Below are 20851 nucleotides of genomic sequence, written 5' to 3'. Positions count from 1 at the left end.
CCTACCGTAAGGTCAAATATTCTGCAATCGGGCCGAGCACAATGACCGGCAGAAACGTCAGCGCACCGATAATTACTACGGTACCAATCAGAATTCCGGTAAACAGACCATTGTCTGTGCGGAATGTGCCAATCGTCTCAGGAACTGGCTTCTTCTGGATCAGTGAACCTGCAACTGCCAGCATCGCGATTATAGAGACATAACGGCCAAGCAGCATTACGATCCCAGTTGTAACATTCCAAAAGGTGGTGTTGTCCGCAAGCCCTTCAAATCCTGAACCATTGTTCGCGGCAGAAGAGACATATTCATATAACACTTGGCTAAGTCCATGGAATCCGGGATTCGTAATGGAGCCGTTGCCCAAGTCCGTTAAGAACGCACCTGCTGTTGGTACAAGGATAATGAACGGATGCACAAGGATGGCAATCGCAATCAGCTTCATCTCCTTGGCTTCTATCTTTCGCCCGAGAAACTCTGGTGTTCTGCCGACCATTAATCCACATAAGAAGACGCCCATGATGGCATACATCAGCATATTGATTAATCCGACACCTTTTCCCCCGAAGACGTTATTGAGCATCATTAGGGCCAGAGGGGTAATGCCACCCAGCGGTGTCAGCGTATCATGCATATTGTTAACACTACCTGTCGTAGCTGCCGTTGTTACCGAAGTGAACAGCGAAGATTGCGGGATCCCAAAACGCACCTCTTTACCTTCCATGCTGCCTTGCGAAGACTCGATCCCCAGCGCATTAATAGCGGGATTGCCTTTAGTTTCCGCATAATAATTCAATCCCAGCAGCAGAACGAACAAGGTCATCATTGCTGTGAAAATCACCCAGCCCTGACGTTTGTTCTTAGCAAACAATCCGTACATATATGGCAAAGAGGCTGGCAGCATCCACATAGAGAGAATCTCCAGAACGTTCGTAAGTGGATTAGGGTTCTCAAAAGGATGCGCTGAATTGGCTCCGAAGAAGCCGCCACCATTCGTACCTAAGTGTTTAATTGATTCCAAAGAAGCGACTGGACCGATAGCGATTTGTTGCGTCTGCCCTTCGAGTGTAGTGACCTCAAGCGATGGCTTGAGCGTTTGTGGCACATGCAATCCTACCAGCACCAATGAAACTAGCAGAGCTAATGGAATGAATACACGAATATGTGCTTTTACAAAGTCCTCGAAAAAGTTCCCGACTGATTTCTGTCCTGTAATCCCTCTGACAAAAGCAACCGCAACAGAAAATCCGCTCGCTGCAGACGTGAACATCATCATCGTGATGACTGCCATTTGTGAAAAATACGATAGCCCCGTCTCCCCGCTATAATGCTGCAGGTTCGTATTGGTCATAAAGCTGATCACCGTATTGAATGAAAGCGTCTGTTCCATATCGGCAATTCCATTCGGGTTCAGCGGCAATCCCCGCTGTAATCTTAGGAAAATATAACTGAAAGCAACCAGTACGATATTAGTTAAAACAAAGCTGAGTGCATACTTCTTCCAGGACATTCCGTCCCGTTTTTTCAGGCCGATCAGCTTATAAATACCTTTCTCTGTGCCTGCAAACCAGCGATCCGTACGATTCGGTTCGTTAGAAAATACATGATATAAATACGTCCCCATCGGCTTGACCAGCAAGATGAGAATTACAATTACGACGACTATTTGCAAAATGCCCATGAATGCCCCTCCTTAAAATTTCTCAGGATGAATCAACGCGTAAACCAGATATATAAACAACAGTAGGGTAACAGCGATTACTAGAATCACAGCTTATCCCTCCCCGTATCCTCAACTACACCTGCGCACCAGCGCATAAAGCCATAAAACAACCCGTAAATTACAGCTAACGAAGCCACCATATACAGATCCATCATATCTTCCGCACTCCTTCCATTATCCTTGATGAGGTGATCTATCGATTAGAAAATCAGCATCACCACTATGGGAATAGATTACATAGCTCGCACCAAGTCTTTTATAGACCAATCTAGGATTTATTGAACTTGTAATCACAAAAATTGGCTGTGTCGTCCAGGTACGGCACATCTGGATATAGCGGCAGCAAAGCGGAAAGCTGCTCTCAAACAGATATACCCTGCCTACCGGGAACGACGGGCGAAACCAAGTGCTTTGATGGCGAGTATCCACTAGAATAACCTGCTCAATCCCGAGCTCCTCAAGTAAAGCTTTCTCAGCCACATTGTTGGTTAATCCCGCCATCTTAATACCCCTGAACTTCAGAAGTTTAATGAAATGTTCTCCCGCCTTTGTAGGCGCACATACAAGCACATATTCATTCTGATCCGTCATCTTTTTTTCTCCTCCTGCTCATTTACAACAAGGAGGCAACGAAAATCTCCGAAAGGATGTTGACCTATCGTCATTTTCGGGCACAACCTAAAGCTCGGTTGTGTCACGTCATTAGACGCTGCCTAACAAATACCGCTAATGATGAATTTAGCGACCTCTTAGGGGAGGCCTCCATAAATGCTTTGCTTCTAAGAGCACAGCAAAAAGCCACAAAGGATCTCCTCTGTGGCTCGCTAGCGGTCACATTGCACTCATCCTCTCTCCATACGCTTACGAGGTTAGCTGTCGGATTCGGGCGGTGAGAGTCGCCCTACCTGTATAGATGCGAGCTCACTCGCACCCTCTACAGGATTCACCCCATAATCGGCTTCCGACTCTCACATCGGCTGCCGATTGTTGGTTCCCCCGCTTTCCTTATCGGAAATTAAGCGGATCAAATATTCGATTGTCGTTGAAACAGGAGTAATCATACTCTTATGCACGAAGACTTGTAAAACCTGAATGATGCCAAAATAATGCAAATTAAAAACTATTTTCCCATTAGATAGCGCTTACTTGATATCTAATCTCTCTATATCTCTTGTTTACTCGAGTTTCGGGCGTTTAATCGCTATCTATAACCCATGTGATTTTATTCACCTTTTTAGAGCAAAAATACTGTAAATTCCCTTTATAGGTAGAAACGCAAGAAGCTGAGGTTGAGCGAGAAAGAGGCGCGATAACACGCCATAAATACCTATTTACCTCATTTTTCAGTCGTAGTCGGCAGGATATGGTTAAAATTGCTCTAAAAGAACATTTTCCGTTTTTTACAGAAAATCTTGAAAAGAGTATGATTCGGGTTGAATCTAATTCATGAAAAACAATCAACGCTGAGTTCCTGCATTTGCAGGGAACGGGGGAACCATCAGGCCGTCTGGCCTACTTGGGGTGAATCCAAAGGAGACTGCGTAAGTCTCAATAGGTAGGGCGACTCTCACCGTCCGAATCCGACAGCTAACCTCGTAAGCGTAAAGAGAGAGACCCTTGATCCGCCACGCTTTGGCCCAGGTATATCTGCCTGTAATCCAAAACCGCAGCAGAGGTCCTCCTCTTGCTGCGGTTTTTGCGTTACCTGAGCCTATTAGGTGATAGCACGCTGGATGGGGTGAATGTTTTGAAGCACTATTATTTAGGGATACATCAAGGGCTGCTTGAGCCGATAAGTCTAAATTACGTTTGTTTCGGGGCCTTGTGGTTCGAAGAAAATAATCACAGGTACATTGTAGGCTATGCATTTGGCCAGAACCAGATCCAAGCCCTTCGCCAGTTCAGCACACCTTCTTCTTGTAAAGACTGTTTAGACTCTAAGATTGTATATGAAATATATAAAAAAATTCGAGAACAACAGCAGCAGCAGGATTGGTCATCGCACCAAAAACTCCCGTGGTTTACAGCCTTCAAGGAGCCTTGGAAAGATGTAAGCGCCGGTTGGTATGTCTTGAGATCCCGCAGCACCTTTCCCTTACATCTATCTGTTATACGGAAAGAGAAGTTCCGACTATGGTTAGAGCATACCGCAGTCTGTGAGAATAAAATGGAAATGCTCGCTTGTGTAGAAAAGGCTAGTGTCACTCATCATGTTGACTTAAAGCTTTTGGAAATCTAAGGAGGAACCCTACTATGGACCAGCGCAGACTATCCCGCATTGAAGTATTTGTATTGGATGAACCCGAGCCTATCCACTATGGAATGGAAGGGGCTGAAGGCTGCCGTTATGGTATTCTGAAGCTCACTTGTAAGGGAGGATGCAGCTGGGGGGCTTGTCTGATCTCTGCCAACACCAAAAATTTCGATCTCATTAAATGGAGCTCTTTTTTACGGGCTATCTGTCATTGCCGTCTTGAGGAAGCGCTGGATAAGGTCCGCCGCGAAGGTTCAGATTGGGAGCAGGTTAAGCTTGAGCTAGTTCAGGGTGCTTTGCAGGATTTAAAGGCCAAGCTCCAGGGCAAATCCTTGGCAGGGCATATTCAGCAGGGGCGTCTGTACAGTGTTGCAGCTGGGGGGAGCAATTCCAGAAGTGAACGGCTCTACTACAAACCTTCCAAAGCTTTATCCACTGCCTCCCAGCAGAAACACAGTTGCCCGGAACCAGACACCGCCGATCTTATCAATAAATCCATCTCTTATTTTTCTATATTATAGATTCAAGCAAATCTCTCATTCTGAAAGGATCGTGTTCACCATGCCTGACCCCTTACCTTCCGTGTCCACCTACAGTACTAAATTTGCAGAGTGTGTTAAAAAGTATACTAATGAAGTCTACGTACTTAGTTCCATGTTGTTAGAACAATCTAATGAGGCAGACAAGATTACTATCTGTACCTTCACAGAGCTTCATAAAATATATCGTCAGGATGACTTCGACCCTCAGTTATTCTCTATCCACGCTTACCGCACTTGTATTCGCCAGTGTGCTGATTCTTTTGCCCGTCGCTCGCTTCTATCGGCTAAGGCATTACCTTGGGAGGAACAGCTTGTGAAGGTATTGTGGTACGGCTTAAAGCTGCCTCTTTCTCAAATAAGCATTATTCTGCAAAAAAGTGTTCCCGCACTGAAAGCACAGCTTAGAGCTGTACGGGAGCAGATGACCGCCCAAGCGGATATACTAACGAGCGCAAATCTTTCTATAATTTAGTCTCTGACTAGAATTCAAACGATCTTTGAGCGCATGAAGCGACTAATGGACTCAGGAGCCTTTAATTGAAGCTTTTACTCAAATATAGCCGGCGTTTGGACTCCAGTAGAAATCCCGAGCGATGAGCGTCTCGGATCGTCTTAAAGCAAGCCCTAATCATCTTCCACCAAGGCAAGGCTTACGGACCCAGATGACGTTACTTGCACGTTTATTGCCTTTTGAGCATAGTATCGGACTCCAGTGCAACTATTTGGTTAAAAGAGCTACTAATTCACCCTTTTTCATGCCAATAGCGACTATAGTGTCCGATATCTTGCTAAATCTCGATGATTGTTGCATTTAAGTACTGCTGGGTCCGTTAGCTAGATCAGCTCGTATACAAAGAGTTTGCCAACTCAAAAACGGGGATATCCCAGCAACCATAAATGGCTGTTAGGATACCCCCGAAAATTCAGTGCCTACTATTATTACACTTTACTCTTACGCGCCTTACCGTACATCCACAATCCTGCCAACATCCCCACTATAGCAACACCGGTCAATACGCCTTGAACGAAATCCATAAAAGTGGAGCCATCCGGAAGCATTCTACTAACCGTAGCCAGCGATACCGAACTCATTAAAAGCATAATGGTATATTGTTCGCTTGTAGACATCATTAGCACTCCTTAAAAGTTATTATGAGGTCATCTTAGATCTTGTAAGCTTTCATTGCTTTTCTGATTTCTTTAATACTTGGGCGTTTGCCGTACATCAGTACGCCGGTACGATAGATCTTGGCCGCCAGCCATCCGAAGATGAAGGTAGTCACAAGCAGGATCAGCAGCGATACAATGACTTGCCAGATCGCCACCTCGCCGACACCAATTCGGAGCAGCATCGTCAATGGTGAGGTGAACGGCACATAACTCGCTATCTTAACCACTAGAGTATCTGCATTGGAGATACTGAACAGTGGAACATAGAACGCTACGAAGCCTAACATCATGATTGGCATTACCGCCTGACCGAGATCCTCCGTACGGCTGACAATCGAACCTACAGCCGCATACATCAAGGCATAGAGGAAGTAACCTAATACGTACAAGACAAATCCATAGAGCAGCAAGTTAATATTGAGCTGACCTAAATCGAGATCAAAATCAGCCAATACAGTCGCATTATGCGGGAGCGTCAAATTGACGACGATCGCTGCGACAAAGATCCCAATTTGTAGTATTCCTACTAGGAAAACACCGATAACTTTACCGAACATTTGCGCTAAAGGTGAGGCACTTGTAATCAGAATTTCCATAATCCGCGAGCTTTTCTCAGAGGTTATCTCAGCGGCAATCATGTTGCCTGTCATCATAATGGACATAAAGAACAACATAAGCATGGCATATACGATAATGTAGTTAATGGCCGGAGTGTCCTCCTGAGAGTTTTCACTGCCACCGCCTGCGTTAAGCTGTTGTGTAGTAATCTGCACTGGTGTTGACATTGCAGCAATCTGTTCAGAGGTCAGCTTGTCACCAACGATATATTGTGTGTTTGCTTGCTGAAGTGCATTTTGAAGATAAACTTGAACATCTCCGTTTAGTTCTCCATCATTACTATGATAAGTAACGGGTGGAAGCCCTTCACCAGTAGGTTCCGCAAAAGTAACATAACCTTCTACTGTCTCTTCATCTAATGCTTTCTTTAACTCGGCATCCTCCGCAGAAGCATATTGTACTATCTTAGCCTGTGGCATGCCCTCTGGCGCAGTATAAGCCTTCAACAATTCTGCAACCTGATTTCCCTCTTCAGCAATCACAGCAATTTGAGTAACTTCACTTTTGGCCGAATCACCCTTAAACTGATCGATGATATAGGGAAGATTCATCCCTATGCTGAGCAATAATACTAGAATCAAAGTAGTAATCATAAATGATTTCGTTCTAACTTTATTTTTAAAGGTAAAGCCGATAATTGTCCCCATCTTATTCATTAGATTCACCCACCGCTCTGATAAAGATTTGGTTTAACGTAGGTTCCTTGATTTCAAAATGCTCCACTTCACCCTGTGCTATCGCCTGCTGTAAAATACGCTGTGCTGCACCGATCTCACTGATCGATAACAGATACCCACGCTCCAGCCGTTTCACTGCTGTAACACCTGCGATGGACTCCAGACCTTTTACCTCATTAGCTGTACGCAGCAATACTTCTTCCCGCGGGTAGCCATTCTTGATCGTGCGGATATCCCCTTGAACGACCGTATTGGAACGATCGAGAATCGTAATGTTACGGCATAGCTCTTCCACATGCTCCATCCGGTGCGTAGAGAAGAGGATACTTGTTCCCGAATCACGCAATTCTTTGACCGTATCTTTCAGCAGCTCCACGTTTACTGGATCCAGCCCGCTGAAAGCTTCATCTAGAATCAGAATCTGCGGCTTATGAACGACAGCGGCGATAAAGCCCATTTTTTGCTGATTTCCTTTGGAAAGCTCTTCTATTTTTTTATTGTAATAATCCGGAACCTCGAATCGATCCAGCCAATAGCGCAGGCTCTTATCTGCATCACTAGCTGACATCCCACGCAGGCGGGCCAAGTAAACGATTTGATCGCTGATCTTCACCTTAGGATATAGTCCACGTTCTTCGGGCAGATAACCCATAAGTTGCTGCAGTTCACTGTTGAAAGGCTTCCCGTTATACAAAATCTTGCCCTCATCAGGGTAGATTAGGCCGAGTACCATACGCATCGTGGTTGTTTTCCCCGCGCCGTTCGCCCCCAGTAATCCGTAAATTTCCCCTTTACCTACGGTTAGGTTAATTCCGTTTACTGCGGTTTTTTCTCCATATTGCTTAACTACACTTTCCAGCTTTAAGGCTTCCATTTCTCTAGTCCCCTCTCTTGTGGTCAATTAGAATAGGACGATGACCCTGTGTCCATAAACTTAATATTTCGTCCAGTTCCAAACTGCGGCTCTTGATAACCTTTACGCCCAAGTCATGAATGCGTTTCTCGTTTTCAGAAAATTGTTCTATGATAAAAGAAGCTACACCCGGTGTATCCATGGTAAAGTGCAAGCCTCCTGGCAACTCAGCCGATAATTCCGCAAGCTCCTCTTCATCCGCAGCATTCACCCAAACCTCGGTCCAAGCACCGAACAAACTGTCTTTTTCAGCCATGCCCAGCAGTTCACCCCGATGCATAAGGACGATATAATCTGCCAGCCGTCGCACCTCATCCACAATGTGTGTGGAGATGATAATCGTTGCGTTGTGCTCATCCATATATTTACGAAGTGTCTCGATCATAATCTTCCAGGCAAAAGGATCAAGACCCGATGAAGGTTCATCCAATAGCAGCAGACTTGGCCGCGCCGCAAGTGCTGCAGCAATTTCGAATTTCCGGCGTTCCCCTTTAGACATCTTCGAAAGTCTCATATGATACGGAACCTCAAAGCGATCCATCAGCTCCTGAAAATACTGATCGTCCCAATTGGGATACCAATACTTCCGAAATCGAGCTGCCTCCTCTGCATTCCAGTGGTTCTCCTCAGTAATTGACGTTTCAGGAACATAGGCAATGGTCTGGCGAAGCTCCAGAGACAACCCGCTATCATACCTGTTCTCGAACCAATATATCTCGCCTTCCTCTGGATTAGTCAGCTGCATCAGCAGATTCAGCAGCGTGCTTTTGCCGGATCCATTCTGACCTACCAAAGCTGTAATATATCCTTTAGGCAGATTCAGGGTCAGCGGTCCTATCGTCTTGTTTCGTCGCCGTTTAAGTACATTCCGCAATTCTATAGCCATCTGTACCATATGAGTAAGCGCCCCCTCTCAATCCTTTTCTCTATACTTGCGTTCTACAATCTCCATAAAAATCTGTTCAAGTTCATCCTTGCTGCAATGTACCGATCGGGCGATATCCACTGCACTTTCAAGTGCTTTGCCAACCGTTTCACGTTTATATTCTTCCATTGCTCCGTCACCTACATGGGATACAAAGGTACCTGTTCCTTGTCGCGTTCGCAGCAACCCTTCGTTCTCCAGATCCTGATATACGCGCCGCACTGTAATTACACTGCATTTCAAATCGCCTGCGAACTCACGAATCGAGGGCAGTAGCGTTCCTTCCGTAATGACTCCGCTAATGATTAATGATCTAAGCTGAGTCTCTATTTGATGATAGAGGGGCTCTGCACTATTTTCGTTGATTTGTACCGGTATCCACATTATTTACACCTCGCCTTCCACTCTAGCGTGCTAGAGCGCAATCCTTGCCATTTCCGATTTTTTATACGAGATTGCGACTTTTCAGCCGATGTATAGTCCATTTAGAGAATAACTGCACAGATATTGTTCCCAGCAGAAGTGACCCCCACATGATCGGAGATAACAGCCCCCACTCCTTGGAATAGGAGATACTGTATAAGAACAAACTGCCTCCGCCCAGTGTAACTAGGAACGAAGTTGCCCACGATAAAACTACGATAAGCAATGTTAGCCATAGATAAGCTTTGCCGCTAAAAAGATACTCAATAAAAATATATAGACCTGAGACCATAAATCCGAAGCCGAGCCAAGTAATCGCAAAAGCTATATACGAAGGAACCGCCAGTTCTGCCCGGAAATTCTCTCCTAACAAGTAAATAATAACGAAGAATAACGTACCATTTAGAGTAAAGGAGCCCACACCCTGAAGTTTCCTCCGCGATAATATTACTGCAGCTGGGATCGGTAAAGTTCGTAAGTAAACCAACATTTTTGTGTAAGAGTCTTCACTCCAATATTTCATGGAGCGGCGAGAGAATGTTAATCCCAATAAGGGGATAAAGGAGAGAAATAAGAAATCCGCTAACATCGTCCGATCCTGCTCACCTAGTACATCATTTGCTATCAGGCTAGTCAGTCCACCAAGATAACTCATAAAAACAACTGTTATTACGAGGGTCCCTAATATTTTTAATTTGTCTCCGCGAAAATCAGAGCGCAACATAAACCATGAATCTTTTAATGTTCTCATTAATGCTAACCTCGCTTTACAATGTCTTCAGCGTCTAGCAGAAGCAGGTGTTCATATCCCTGTGCTTACTGTATATATCTATATACACAGTATATGACCTTGGTTTTTCATTGTCAATCCTGTAACTGGAAATTATTCAAAAGAAATAGGAGGTTTGGGCAACCTCATACTTCAAGCTTATGAAGATACTCTCAAACGTTAGGTAACGCTTATTTATTGAGATTAACTACAATGAGGGGGAATTGAGCCAGAATTGAGGCGGAATGCTACGGGGCGAATGTAACTGGGATAATTGAGTTTATTAGATAATTCATTCAGGGAATGAAGTAGTACGAGCTCACTCTCTGCTTCTATGCAGCGTGTTGGTGTGAAGTGCGTTGAGGGAGGCGGGTGCAGGGTGGTGAGTGCGAGCGGATACTGGTGCGGGTTAGGATGCTGGTGCAGCTGTGGTGCTGGTTCGGGGGTGTGATGTGTGCGCGGCGGATGATGCGGTTCCGATTGTGTGATGCGGGCGCGGCGGATGGTGCAGTTCCGATTGTGTGATGCGGGCGCGGCGGATGGTGCAATTCCGATTGTGTGATGCGGGTATGGCGGAGGTGCAGTTCCGATTGTGTGATGCGGGTATGGCGGATGATGCGGTTTCGGGTGCGGGATACCGTTTCGGCTGCTATTGCAGTTTCAGGTGTGGGATATGGGCGACTGCCGGACGGAATAGCAACATTAGGGAAAAACTCCCTAAAATCTGCCCAACCGAGCTTAGATTATTAGTTTTTAGGGAAATCCTCCCCAAAATTTCAGCTATTACTCCGTTATTGAGCTAAATCCATTCACTTTCAGGGAGGATTTCCCTAATTATGGCCTTTTTTAGCTAATTTCGTGCATTATCAGGGAGGTTTTCCCCAATTACTTCTTTTTCGTGCTAAGTTAGTTCAATTTCAGGACAGATCCCGAAGCTCCACAAACGAAAATAAGCCCATCACCCGCAATCCCTACTCAGGAACATGCAGATATATAGGCTTATTTCATAACTATTTACGACTCTGCTACTCTAGTGCTGTTCATTCGCTCAACGCACTAAACTCTGTGCTCTATTCAAGCACTTATTTTACGCACCCAAAATAACTTCCCACACCGGCTTGGTATGTCCACCTGGATACAAAACATACAACAGCACGTACACCATAACGCCTGTAATCGCTGTGATAAACCAAATTATCGATGTCACTCTGCCCCACTTACGGTGCTTGGAATACTTCGCCTTGAAACCAAGAGTTAACGTAGTAAGTCCGAATACCGCAGCTACGGTTGCCAGAACGATATGGAAGATCAAAAACACTTGATAAATTGTCTTCAGTTCATCCGGGCCGCCCCATGAGGTATTCCCCACAAACAACGTTCTCGATACGTAAACAATAAAAAACAGCAGCGCAGCGATAGCGGCAGCAATCATCGTTTTTTTATGCGCCTCGCGTTTGCCCTTGATAATGAGCCACCAACCTATAGCCACCAGCACCGCGCTGATCACGATGAATGACGTACTAATAGTCGGAAACACTGTGAAAATATCCATGATTCTCCCCCTCGGCAGTCTACCAGTTATGCACGGTTCAAGTTGCTCTCCTGAAGTGTTGAGGATGGCGTCGACAATTCATCGTCGTCTTGTCCGTTCTCTTTTTTATACCAATGATAGAACACATAAGCAAGCATAGAGGCAAAAATAAATTCCTGAATGAACTTCATCGCGATGCCTCCCACCTGTTGATCCACCTTCGGCGACATCACTTCAAAGAATGCAGGACCTCCAAAATTCTGAAGTAAAACAGAGGGGTCTCCCGAGATACAATAGCCCATAGCACGCGCCCAAGTCTCTGGATCACTGTAAGTGGCGTAGAGTGGATGATCGGCAAATATAATCAGCCCGCAAGCTGGCGTCAGCAATACCATGTTCAGAAAAATAAACCCAATCTTCCCAAGCCCACTCGCCATACGATGTTCCGGCAGCGGATTAATCAGTGTCCACCACATTAAAGCAGAGGTCAGGAACAAAACAATGTAATAAATACGATGAACAGTAAAATGCAGCATCACATAATCATGAATAACAGGAATATGGTACAAGGAAAAAAGTCCATTAAACAATAGAGCAGCTACTACCGGATGAGCTAAAAAAGATAACCGCCGAAGCGGATTCACCTTTAGTATCCTGCGCCAGATAAAATCTGGAATTCCAAGCATAATCAGCGGCACCGCTACCAGATAAGACAAGGCCATACTGACCATGTGGAAGGAAAACATCATATGCCCTAAGAGGCTAATGGGTCCTCCTTGTGCCAGATAAAGGGCAAGCATCCCACAGACAAATAACGCTCTACGCCAAAATGGCACCGTTATTGAATCGGCATAACGCCCAGCAATCGGACCAATCCACACAAAATAACCTGCTGTCAGCAGCAGCATTACCGCTAGAAAAAGCGGACTCCATAGTTCAGCAAAGCTAAAGTATTCTAATCCCAGCATAATCCCAACCTCCTAGCGCAGGAATTCTTATATCTAAACATCAAAAAGAGGGGGCATCGCAGCCCACCTCTTTTATTATTGTCCGTTAGTTCCACCAAACCCAATACAGCGACATAACAATACAGGTCCCAGCGATAAAGAAGCCGCCCAGCATAAAGATAATCGGCAGAAGATGCCCTTTATCTTTTAGATGCATCCAGAAGCCCATCTGCACAATAACCTGAAGAACAGCCATTACCAGCAGCAAAATAATCGCAAAGGTTGCATTTACGCCCCCAGCCGCAACAGCAGCGAAAGCAATCAATGTTAAGACAATGGAGAAAATAAAGACAACAATATGTTTCTGTGGTCCTTCATGCCGATGACGTTGCTTATACCCGCCGCTATCTGGCATATGCTGATCCGTCGTCATAGTGCCTAGCCCACCTTTCCGAGTAGGTATACAACCGTAAAGATGAAGACCCATACCACATCGATAAAATGCCAGTACATGGCTGACACATACACTTTTGGTGCAGTAACTACCGTTAACCCCTTGCGGGCGAGCTGCCCAATCAAGATGGAGATCCAAGCGATCCCGAAGGCTACGTGTGCACCATGAAATCCTACCAGTGTGTAGAATGCCGAGCTGAATGCACTTGTGGTCATTCCGAATTCTTCGTGTCTTACATATTGAGTAAACTCATAGATCTCCAAAACCAGAAAACCTAAACCTAAAACTACAGTAACTAACAGCCAATTCCGTAGCAGTGCCGGCCGATTTCTGTGCATCGCCTGAATAGCGAATACACTCGTCAGACTGCTTACCAGCAGGATGAATGTTGCAGCGGCTACAAGCGGCAGGTGAAATAGTTCATTCGCCGAAGGCCCCTCATTCGTCTGATTACGCAGTGCGAGGAAAGTTGCGAACAACGTGCCGAACAATACCGCTTCGCCGCCTAGAAACAACCAAAAGGCAAGAACCTTGTTGCGTCCTTCGAGCGTAGCTTTTTCCGGCTCGTGCGGAAAGGTATCCTTAGAAGCTTCTGCATGTGCCGTTGTCATGTCCGCTCACTTCCTTCCAGCTCTTCAGGTTCAATATGCCATCCGTGATCATCATACAGCGAACGCATCAGCATGGATCCAAATGTAATAATAAGACCGATGGCTGTAACGATATAATTATTAAACAGGAAGCTCATAAAAGCATTGCCGAATTCATCACGGCTAAACATAAAGCCAAGCCCAGCGATAAAAATTCCGATAGACATCGTAAACGGTAAAATCGTTGCCGACGGCATATGAATTGAGCCCACAGGCTCTGCTGGTGTCATGCCTTTATTCCCTGCTACTTTTTCTTTCCAGAAGGCATCAATCCCCCGAATAAGAGGTGTTTGCTTGAAGTTATATTCTGGCGGCGGTGAAGGAATGGTCCATTCCAATGTACGTCCATCCTCCCACGGATCATTGCCTGCATCCGCCGGTTTTCTGGAAGTCAGGAAAATGTTCACCAAGAAAATAATCATACCGACGCCCATAAGTCCTGCACCAATGGTACTGACTAGATTTAGCAAATCAAATTGCTGATTTGGCAAATAAGTGAACACACGGCGCTGCATCCCCATAAGCCCAAGGAAATGCTGTACAAAGAAGGTCAGATGGAATCCGATGATAAACGTCCAGAAAGTCCACTTGCCCAGCGTCTCACTCAGCATCCGTCCGAACATTTTGGGCCACCAGTAGTGCAGACCTGCGAACAGGCCAAGCACCAATCCACCTACAATAACATAGTGGAAATGCGCTACAACAAAATACGTATCATGGAACTGAAAGTCAGCAGGTGCGGACGCCAGCATCACTCCAGTTACTCCCCCCATAGTAAATGTAGGAATAAATCCTACTGCGAACAGGTTAGGGGTTGTGAAACGTACTTGCCCGCCCCACATCGTAAACAACCAGTTAAAAATTTTAATCCCGGTCGGAACCGCAATTAACATCGTTGATACGGAGAACAACGCGTTAGCTACAGGTCCAAGTCCAGTTGTGAACATGTGGTGAGCCCAAACCATAAAGCCTAAAAAGGCGATCAAGATGGTTGCAAACACCATGGAGCTATATCCGAACAGTCTTTTACGCGAAAAGGTTGGGATGACCTCGGAAATAATCCCGAAGGCAGGCAGAATGAGAATGTAAACTTCCGGGTGACCAAATATCCAGAAGATATGTTGCCATAGCACTGGACTTCCTCCGGCTCCGACTTCGAAGAAATTGGCTCCTAGAATCCTGTCGAATGTCAGCAGTACTAAACCTACTGTTATTGCTGGAAAAGCAAACAAAATAATGGCGGAAGTGATAAATGTGGTCCAGGCGAACATCGGCATCCGCATATAGGTCATTCCCGGCGCACGCATCGTAATGATCGTGGCTAGAAAGTTAATCCCCCCGATGAGGGTCCCTAATCCGGCAATTTGCAAGCCGATCGTATAGAAGTCTACACCGTGTGTAGTGCTGTATGTACTCGTAGATAGTGGGGTGTAGGCGGTCCACCCGGCATCAGGAGCACCACCCATAACCCAGCTAAGATTCAGTAGAATCCCGCCGAACAGGAAGGTCCAGAAACCAAGTGCATTTAGAAAAGGAAAGGCTACGTCACGTGCACCGATCTGTAGCGGAATGACGGCATTCATGAGTGCGAAGATGACTGGCATGACGCCGAGGAAGATCATCGTCGTACCATGCATGGTTATGAGTTCATTAAACGTTTGTGCATCCAAAAAGTTATTCATCGGCTTGATGAGCTGCCAACGAATCAAAAGCGCTTCAATTCCCCCGATACCAAAAAATAATCCTCCGGCCCATAGGTACAAAATCGCGATTTTTTTGTGATCGACGGTTGTTAGCCAATCCATAAGTCCTGTATGGCGCTTCACACTGTGGCCGTGCCCCAGAGGCTTGGATGAATTCAAGGTATGCGCTGCTTGAGCCAAAGTTCGTCCCCCCTTTTCGAAAGTTCCGCCCGCCTTTAGGCTAAGGCATTAGTCCAGCTTATAGTTGGCCAGATACTCTGCAATGCCATCAATCTCAGCATCACTCAGGCCCAGATCTTTGGGGTTAGGCATCAGATTGCCTGGTTTTACAGATTGCGGATCGTGCAGCCAGGTTTTGAGATTCTCTTCAATCGGCGCACCATCTTCCCTCGTGTCGTCGTTGAGCAGAATTCCAGCAATCGATTCCCGAGAACCAATTCCAGTTAAGTTAGGCGCATTATTAATCCCTTGATCACCTACAGCGTGGCAAGTCAGACATGCCGCTTTGAACTTCTCAGCTAAAGCAGGATCCTCTGGCAGCACAGCTACAGGTGCTTTCATAGAATCAATCCACTTTTGAAACTCTTGTTCACTAACTGATTTCACCTTAAATTCCATCAATCCATGAGAAGGTCCACATAGCTCCGCACATTTCCCACGGTAAACGCCTTCATTAGGCGCACTAAAGCTAAAGCGGTTAATCGTTCCAGCTGGATTGGTATCGATTTTACCGGAAAGAGAAGGGACCCAGAAGGAGTGCAGCACATCTTTAGTTTCCAGTTCAAAGGCGATATCTTTGCCCACCGGAATAATCAGGTCCTGCGCTGTAGTTACCTTATAGTCGGTATACTCAAACTCCCACCAGTATTGGTGGCCGGTTACTTTAACCTTGATCGCATTCTTGTCATTGGAATGATCATCTCCAGCGGCAAACACTGCTTTCACCGTTGGCACGGCCAGTACTACAACAAGGATAAGCGGAATGACTGTCCAGAGAATCTCAAGTTTAATGCTGCCCTCAACCTGCTCAGGGATTTCATTCTGACCCGGTCTTCTGCGGAAGCGGATCAGTACATAAGCTGCAATCGTAAAGACAATCAGCAACACCACGATCATAATGCTGATCGACAGCTCCATTAATCCGTAAGATCTGTCTGCTGCAGGTCCCTGTGGTCTGAGCACTGACAAGTCCTCACGACCGCACCCGGCAAGAAAGAGTCCAAACATAGCGGTCATGGGAAGGAGTCGCTTTACAGCCTGCCACGTTTTCATCATTGATCTACCCCGCTTTTCCCGATTTCGTAGATTCCTGTTTTTTTCTGTCAATTATAACAATCACTATTAATATAAGTTTAAGGGAAAGTTTTGTCAATCGTTCACAACTAGTTCACATTGTAATTTTCGACACAATAAACCCTTGTCCCATCTGGATTTTCTAGCATTTTATGAAAACGCAAACAAATAAAAAATAATAAAGAAAGCGCATTCAATTTAAAATGTGTCTATTAATTCATTTGACTATTCTATGAGGAAGACTTTTCCTTATTCGTAAATGGGCATACAAAAAAAACCGATTCCAGCAACAAAAGTTGCTCGGGCACGGTTTATAAGAATCCTCGTGGATGTTATTACTCAAAATGATGTCTAAAGTTAAGCAAGTGACAAACGTATCTGTTAGCTAGGAGACGGATGAATTCATCCGTACCAACTCGTGTTCCACGACCATGGTCAGTTCTTCTTCATAGCCTCCTGTAATCCGATACTTTCGGACGTACTCCTTTACGAATTTCTTGGGATCTTTGGGCCGGAAAATGCGTGTCATTTCCCGTAGACTTTCCTTGACTTCGTTATGACCTTTACTTGCCATGATCAGTTCCCTCCCAAAACATTGAAAATGAATGCTCCGTTGTAGAGAATGCATGATGAAAAGTACGCCGTAACCTCGAATGCAAGTGAAGTATCCATTACACATACGTGGCTTGCACTATCCGTCAAAACGTGGAATCTAAAGCTAAATCTAGCCTTTGAAACACCGCCTTGCCGGTGAAGCAGGTTCGTCGTGATTTGGGCTGAGAGTAAGGACGCCTGATGAACGATAGCTCCTTGACACTTTTATTACCCGAAGAGCCACTTACTGAATCACTCCTTTCGGGCCTTATCGTTATATTGTATCATATTCCGGATTAACTTCCACCTTTCCTTGTAAAATGTACTATTTGGAAAATATTATTTTTCACCGCTGTCTTCGTATGTCAGATGTCTCAAAACTGGTTAAAATAAAATAACCTAAACAGCAAGGTAAACTGCATTTACCAACAAATGAGAAGGAGATCGTTATGGCCCAGCCTGTAATTCCCCTAATGACTACCGCAGCGCCAGAAGACACCGATACACGCCTGGAGGGTCTTGAACAAGCCCATCAAGCTATCCTAAAAGAATACCCCAAGATGCATAGCATGCTTATTGTGCGTCATGGAAAACTCATCTTCGAACGTTATTATAACGACCATCATGCTGGAGCATTAAATGATCTCCGTTCTGCCACCAAAAGTTTTGTCAGCGTTCTTACGGGAATCGCTATCGGCCGTGGAGAGATGCCTGATCTCCATATTTCTGTGTCCGAGGTTCTTCGCAAGTATATTCCATACCTTCACTCCCCACATCTCTCAAAGATCACACTCCGTCATCTTCTTACCATGACTTCCGGTTTTAGCTGGATCACAGGGAAGAAGCTCGGTGAACCGCTCGTTCGGAACCTCCATCGCAGCCGCCGCTGGGGCTCCTTTGGCCTTAGCTTGAACATTATTCCAGAACAAATCGGCCAGTTCCAATATCGAAGCATCGACTCACATCTAATCTCGATAATGATTAGTGAATCTACAGGTCTTGATGCATTTTCTTATGCAGCACAGCATTTATTCACTCCACTGCGAATGGCTAATACCGCTTGGTTACCTAGCCCCGAAGGACATAGCATGGGTCATATTGGTTTACATCTAACCTCTCGGGATATGGCTAAATTCGGAATCTGCCTGCTGAATAATGGAGTGTTTGCAGAGCAGCAAATCATCCCAGAACATTGGTTGCAGGATGCACTTACCGCTCAAACTAAGGGATATCCAGCGTTTGGTGATTACGGATATCAGTTTTGGATCGGTACGATGAGCGGTCAGCCCTACAAGCTCGCCCACGGTCATGGCGGGCAGCAGATTCTGCTCTTCCCCAATCTGGATACTGTCGTGGTCTTTACAGCAGAGAGCAAGACAAATAACTGGAAGAACCCACGCAAGCTGCTTGAAAAGTATGTTCTCCCTTCAATGAGCTAAACATACTTTTTCCTGACAAGTCATAGGCTTGTAAGGAAGAAGGATTAGAACAATCAAGCTCCTTCTTCTCCAAGCAGAAGGAGAGTGAGCCCATTGTCCCCTTTTAAATCATCCACCGGATTGCCCGATAATATAGCGGGCGCGTTGTGTTACTTTTTCCCTTTTCTCGGCGGCGTCATCTTTCTCGCATTGGAGAAACGCAGCCGCTTTGTGCTGTTCCATTCGCTGCAATCACTGATTACCTTCGGGGTACTGATGATCCTCCACGTTCTAACCGGATTGGTCCCATTCCTTGGTCCCTTGATGAGTGCCCTCGTCTCTCTTTGCAGCTTTGGGGTGTGGCTGCTAATGATTTACCATGCCTTAAGTGGCAGGTGGTACAAACTCCCTTGGGCGGGTGATATCGCAGAAAGTCAGATTCGCCATCTGTAATCCCCCAAAAAGCAGCCCCTCTCATCGCTGAAAAGTATTCCCTTTTGCCCATCCACTCCTTACAATGTAGAAAGGGCATCAATGGAATTCTACAGGCTGGAGGAAATCATATGTATCTATTTATCATAAACCCGCGTTCCGGCGGGGGAGCAGGCGGCCGGACCTGGCATACTGTAGAGGCGCTCATGAAGGAACGTTCGCTGCCTTTCATGTCCTTGTTTACGCACAGCGTAGAGGGTGCAGAAGCCCTTGTTTTAAATACACTAAAGCATCGCGAGGATTGGAAAGCCGTGATTGTAATCGGCGGTGACGGCACGCTCCACAGCATTTTGGGTGCACTTTGCGGCAAAGATATCCCCATGGGCGTAATTCCTGCCGGCTCCGGCAACGACACCGCCCGGGGGTTCGGCATTCCACTTTCAATAGAAGCCGCGCTGGAGGCTGCCCTTAGCGAGCGGTATATCGAAGCAGACCTGCTTTCAGGAGCAAACGGACTGACCGTAACAGCCGTTGCCAATGGCTTTGATGCTCAAGTGGCCGAGAATGTGAATGCCAGCCGTTACAAACGGCTGTGCAATGCCATTGGAGCAGGCCAGCTGGCGTATATCATCGGCATATTGCATACGCTGATGACGTTCAAGCCCTGCCGGGTAAGCGTAGTCTGCGACGGTACGGAGCACGCCTTCGAGAAGGCATGGCTGGTCTCGATCTGCAACCTGCCCAGCTACGGCGGCGGGCTTTTGATCTGCCCGCAGGCAAAGGCCGATGACGGCCAGCTTGACGTCTGCGTCGTGCATGGGTGCAGCCGCGGGCAGTTGCTGCGGTTGTTCCCCACGGTACTGAAGGGCAAGCATGTGGCGTTGCCCTTCGTGTCTATGCTGCGCGGACGTAGCGTAGCCGTAGGCTTTGCCGAGGCCCGGCCTGCGATCGGCGACGGCGAGAGCCTCGGCAAAGGGCCGCTGGCCGTTCGCTGCGAGCCGGGGGCGCTGCGGGTGCTATCGCCGCTGGCGGCGGACAGCGTACAGCTGCCCGTCGATACTGCAGCGGCTTGCGGCAGCAACGGGTAACCTGACCCGTGCATACCATACACACAAAAAACAGCAAGCGACTGGTTCATTACCAGTTCGCTTGCTGTTTTGTATATCCTATAGCTTTTGTTTGAGCATTCATTCCAAAAGCCTCAAACAAGAGGCTCTTCCTCGTCTTCCACGAAAGTGACTCTTCCGTCCTCCAGTGAAGCAATACGCACAAGTGATTCTACGCGATATCCCGCTTCCTGCAGCAGCCGATTCCCTGGCTGGAACGCTTTTTCAATCACAATGCCAATTCCAACCACACTTCCGCCCGCCTGCTCAACAATACGGGCAAGTCCGAAGGCGGCTTCACCATTCGCCAAGAAATCATCAACAATCAGCACCCGTTCTCCGGGAGCAATGAATTTCTTCGAAACGGTAATTTCATTCGTTTCTTTCTTCGTGAAGGAGTATACCTTCTCCACGTAAATGTCTTCTGTCAGCGTCAGCGATTTCTGCTTACGGGCAAAAATCAACGGAACCTCCAGCTCTAATGCTGTCATAATCCCCGGAGCGATTCCCGAGGATTCTATAGTCAGCACCTTCGTAATTTCTTCGCCAGCGAACCGGCGGATAAACTCACGGCCAACCTCGCGCATCAGGAAGGGGTCCATCTGATGATTCAGAAAAGAATCCACCTTGAGCACTCCTTGCCCGAGTACAATACCTTCTTTCAACACTTTTTGTCTCAACAGCTCCATAGTGCTCCTCCTTCTCCCATCAT

At 46.3% G+C, this 20851-nt stretch carries 23 protein-coding genes and 2 riboswitches; of the genes, 6 read left to right on the top strand and 17 right to left on the bottom strand.

The window, feature by feature from the left end; all coding sequences use genetic code 11:
• Position 1: 1 nt before the first annotated feature.
• From kdpA to MKZ09_RS03260, 3 genes are all read right to left on the bottom strand, one after another.
• Positions 2-1678, bottom strand: a complete 1677-nt coding sequence (kdpA, locus tag MKZ09_RS03265) for a potassium-transporting ATPase subunit KdpA (RefSeq protein ID WP_076141854.1) — start codon at positions 1676-1678, stop codon at positions 2-4.
• Between the two features lie 12 nt (positions 1679-1690).
• On the bottom strand, positions 1691-1768 hold the full coding sequence (kdpF, locus tag MKZ09_RS34345) for a K(+)-transporting ATPase subunit F (protein WP_076101420.1): 78 nt from the start codon (positions 1766-1768) through the stop codon (positions 1691-1693).
• A 126-nt stretch (positions 1769-1894) separates the two neighbouring features.
• Positions 1895-2311, bottom strand: coding sequence for a hypothetical protein (locus MKZ09_RS03260; RefSeq protein WP_076124472.1), 417 nt, complete (start codon positions 2309-2311; stop codon positions 1895-1897).
• A 251-nt stretch (positions 2312-2562) separates the two neighbouring features.
• Positions 2563-2752: riboswitch (cyclic di-AMP (ydaO/yuaA leader) on the bottom strand.
• Positions 2753-3171: 419 nt separating this feature from the next.
• Positions 3172-3336: riboswitch (cyclic di-AMP (ydaO/yuaA leader) on the top strand.
• Positions 3337-3404: 68 nt separating this feature from the next.
• Here MKZ09_RS03260 and MKZ09_RS03255 point away from each other — a divergent pair.
• The 3 genes from MKZ09_RS03255 to MKZ09_RS03245 are packed head-to-tail and all read left to right on the top strand — an operon-like array spanning position 3405 to position 4988.
• Positions 3405-3959 carry a hypothetical protein gene (locus MKZ09_RS03255; RefSeq protein ID WP_036676704.1) on the top strand — a complete coding sequence of 185 codons (555 nt, stop codon included), beginning with the start codon at positions 3405-3407 and terminating at the stop codon, positions 3957-3959.
• Positions 3960-3973: 14 nt separating this feature from the next.
• A complete protein-coding gene (locus tag MKZ09_RS03250) occupies positions 3974-4495 on the top strand; it encodes a hypothetical protein (RefSeq protein WP_051490930.1) in 522 nt (173 codons plus the stop codon).
• 40 nt (positions 4496-4535) lie between these two features.
• Positions 4536-4988, top strand: a complete 453-nt coding sequence (locus MKZ09_RS03245) for a hypothetical protein (RefSeq protein WP_076207433.1) — start codon at positions 4536-4538, stop codon at positions 4986-4988.
• A gap of 467 nt (positions 4989-5455) precedes the next feature.
• Here the strand turns inward: MKZ09_RS03245 and MKZ09_RS03240 are convergent, their stop codons facing one another.
• From MKZ09_RS03240 to MKZ09_RS03180, 13 genes are all read right to left on the bottom strand, one after another.
• Positions 5456-5647 (bottom strand): hypothetical protein, encoded by a 192-nt coding sequence (locus MKZ09_RS03240; RefSeq protein WP_143762355.1) that lies wholly within the window; start codon positions 5645-5647, stop codon positions 5456-5458.
• Between the two features lie 32 nt (positions 5648-5679).
• Positions 5680-6960 (bottom strand): ABC transporter permease, encoded by a 1281-nt coding sequence (locus MKZ09_RS03235; RefSeq protein ID WP_076138237.1) that lies wholly within the window; start codon positions 6958-6960, stop codon positions 5680-5682.
• Positions 6953-7855: an ABC transporter ATP-binding protein gene (locus MKZ09_RS03230; RefSeq protein ID WP_036676693.1), complete on the bottom strand. Its 903-nt coding sequence runs from the start codon at positions 7853-7855 to the stop codon at positions 6953-6955. Before MKZ09_RS03230 ends, MKZ09_RS03235 begins: the two co-directional genes overlap by 8 nt.
• Positions 7856-7859: 4 nt before the next feature.
• Positions 7860-8789 (bottom strand): ATP-binding cassette domain-containing protein, encoded by a 930-nt coding sequence (locus tag MKZ09_RS03225; RefSeq protein ID WP_076138235.1) that lies wholly within the window; start codon positions 8787-8789, stop codon positions 7860-7862.
• Positions 8790-8807: 18 nt separating this feature from the next.
• Entirely contained in the window at positions 8808-9203 is a 396-nt protein-coding gene (locus tag MKZ09_RS03220) for a GntR family transcriptional regulator (RefSeq protein WP_076124482.1), read from the bottom strand.
• A gap of 61 nt (positions 9204-9264) precedes the next feature.
• On the bottom strand, positions 9265-9993 hold the full coding sequence (locus tag MKZ09_RS03215) for a hypothetical protein (RefSeq protein ID WP_076138231.1): 729 nt from the start codon (positions 9991-9993) through the stop codon (positions 9265-9267).
• Positions 9994-11098: 1105 nt separating this feature from the next.
• Positions 11099-11563: a DUF420 domain-containing protein gene (locus MKZ09_RS03210; RefSeq protein ID WP_076124485.1), complete on the bottom strand. Its 465-nt coding sequence runs from the start codon at positions 11561-11563 to the stop codon at positions 11099-11101.
• A 26-nt stretch (positions 11564-11589) separates the two neighbouring features.
• Positions 11590-12510 (bottom strand): cytochrome c oxidase assembly factor CtaG, encoded by a 921-nt coding sequence (gene ctaG / locus MKZ09_RS03205; protein WP_076138229.1) that lies wholly within the window; start codon positions 12508-12510, stop codon positions 11590-11592.
• An 85-nt stretch (positions 12511-12595) separates the two neighbouring features.
• Positions 12596-12922 (bottom strand): cytochrome C oxidase subunit IV family protein, encoded by a 327-nt coding sequence (locus MKZ09_RS03200; protein WP_076138228.1) that lies wholly within the window; start codon positions 12920-12922, stop codon positions 12596-12598.
• Positions 12923-12927: 5 nt separating this feature from the next.
• Complete coding sequence (locus tag MKZ09_RS03195) at positions 12928-13554, bottom strand: cytochrome (ubi)quinol oxidase subunit III (protein WP_076101357.1); 627 nt, start codon at positions 13552-13554, stop codon at positions 12928-12930.
• Positions 13551-15398: a cytochrome c oxidase subunit I gene (gene ctaD / locus MKZ09_RS03190; protein WP_076124740.1), complete on the bottom strand. Its 1848-nt coding sequence runs from the start codon at positions 15396-15398 to the stop codon at positions 13551-13553. Before ctaD ends, MKZ09_RS03195 begins: the two co-directional genes overlap by 4 nt.
• 126 nt (positions 15399-15524) lie before the next feature.
• The gene (gene coxB / locus MKZ09_RS03185; RefSeq protein WP_076101356.1) at positions 15525-16571 is read right to left on the bottom strand and encodes a cytochrome c oxidase subunit II; all 1047 of its coding nucleotides are present in this window, start codon (positions 16569-16571) and stop codon (positions 15525-15527) included.
• Positions 16572-16974: 403 nt separating this feature from the next.
• Positions 16975-17163: a hypothetical protein gene (locus tag MKZ09_RS03180; protein ID WP_019913840.1), complete on the bottom strand. Its 189-nt coding sequence runs from the start codon at positions 17161-17163 to the stop codon at positions 16975-16977.
• Between the two features lie 469 nt (positions 17164-17632).
• Between MKZ09_RS03180 and MKZ09_RS03175 the strand changes: the two genes are divergently transcribed.
• The 3 genes from MKZ09_RS03175 (at position 17633) to MKZ09_RS03165 (ending at position 20121) form a co-directional block, all read left to right on the top strand.
• A complete protein-coding gene (locus tag MKZ09_RS03175) occupies positions 17633-18622 on the top strand; it encodes a serine hydrolase domain-containing protein (RefSeq protein ID WP_076207435.1) in 990 nt (329 codons plus the stop codon).
• Between the two features lie 93 nt (positions 18623-18715).
• Entirely contained in the window at positions 18716-19054 is a 339-nt protein-coding gene (locus MKZ09_RS03170) for a DUF4870 domain-containing protein (protein ID WP_076207437.1), read from the top strand.
• Between the two features lie 110 nt (positions 19055-19164).
• Positions 19165-20121 (top strand): diacylglycerol/lipid kinase family protein, encoded by a 957-nt coding sequence (locus MKZ09_RS03165; protein ID WP_052096739.1) that lies wholly within the window; start codon positions 19165-19167, stop codon positions 20119-20121.
• Between the two features lie 113 nt (positions 20122-20234).
• On the opposite strand, the gene MKZ09_RS03160 is transcribed toward MKZ09_RS03165, so the two are convergent.
• A complete protein-coding gene (locus MKZ09_RS03160) occupies positions 20235-20828 on the bottom strand; it encodes a xanthine phosphoribosyltransferase (protein ID WP_076101352.1) in 594 nt (197 codons plus the stop codon).
• Positions 20829-20851: the final 23 nt, after the last annotated feature.

Origin of the sequence: Paenibacillus sp. FSL R5-0908 (genome assembly GCF_038006245.1) — a bacterium.
Classification (GTDB): domain Bacteria; phylum Bacillota; class Bacilli; order Paenibacillales; family Paenibacillaceae; genus Paenibacillus_AQ; species Paenibacillus_AQ odorifer.
Note: the sequence above shows the minus strand (reverse complement) of the source record. Positions and strands in the feature narration are given on the sequence as shown.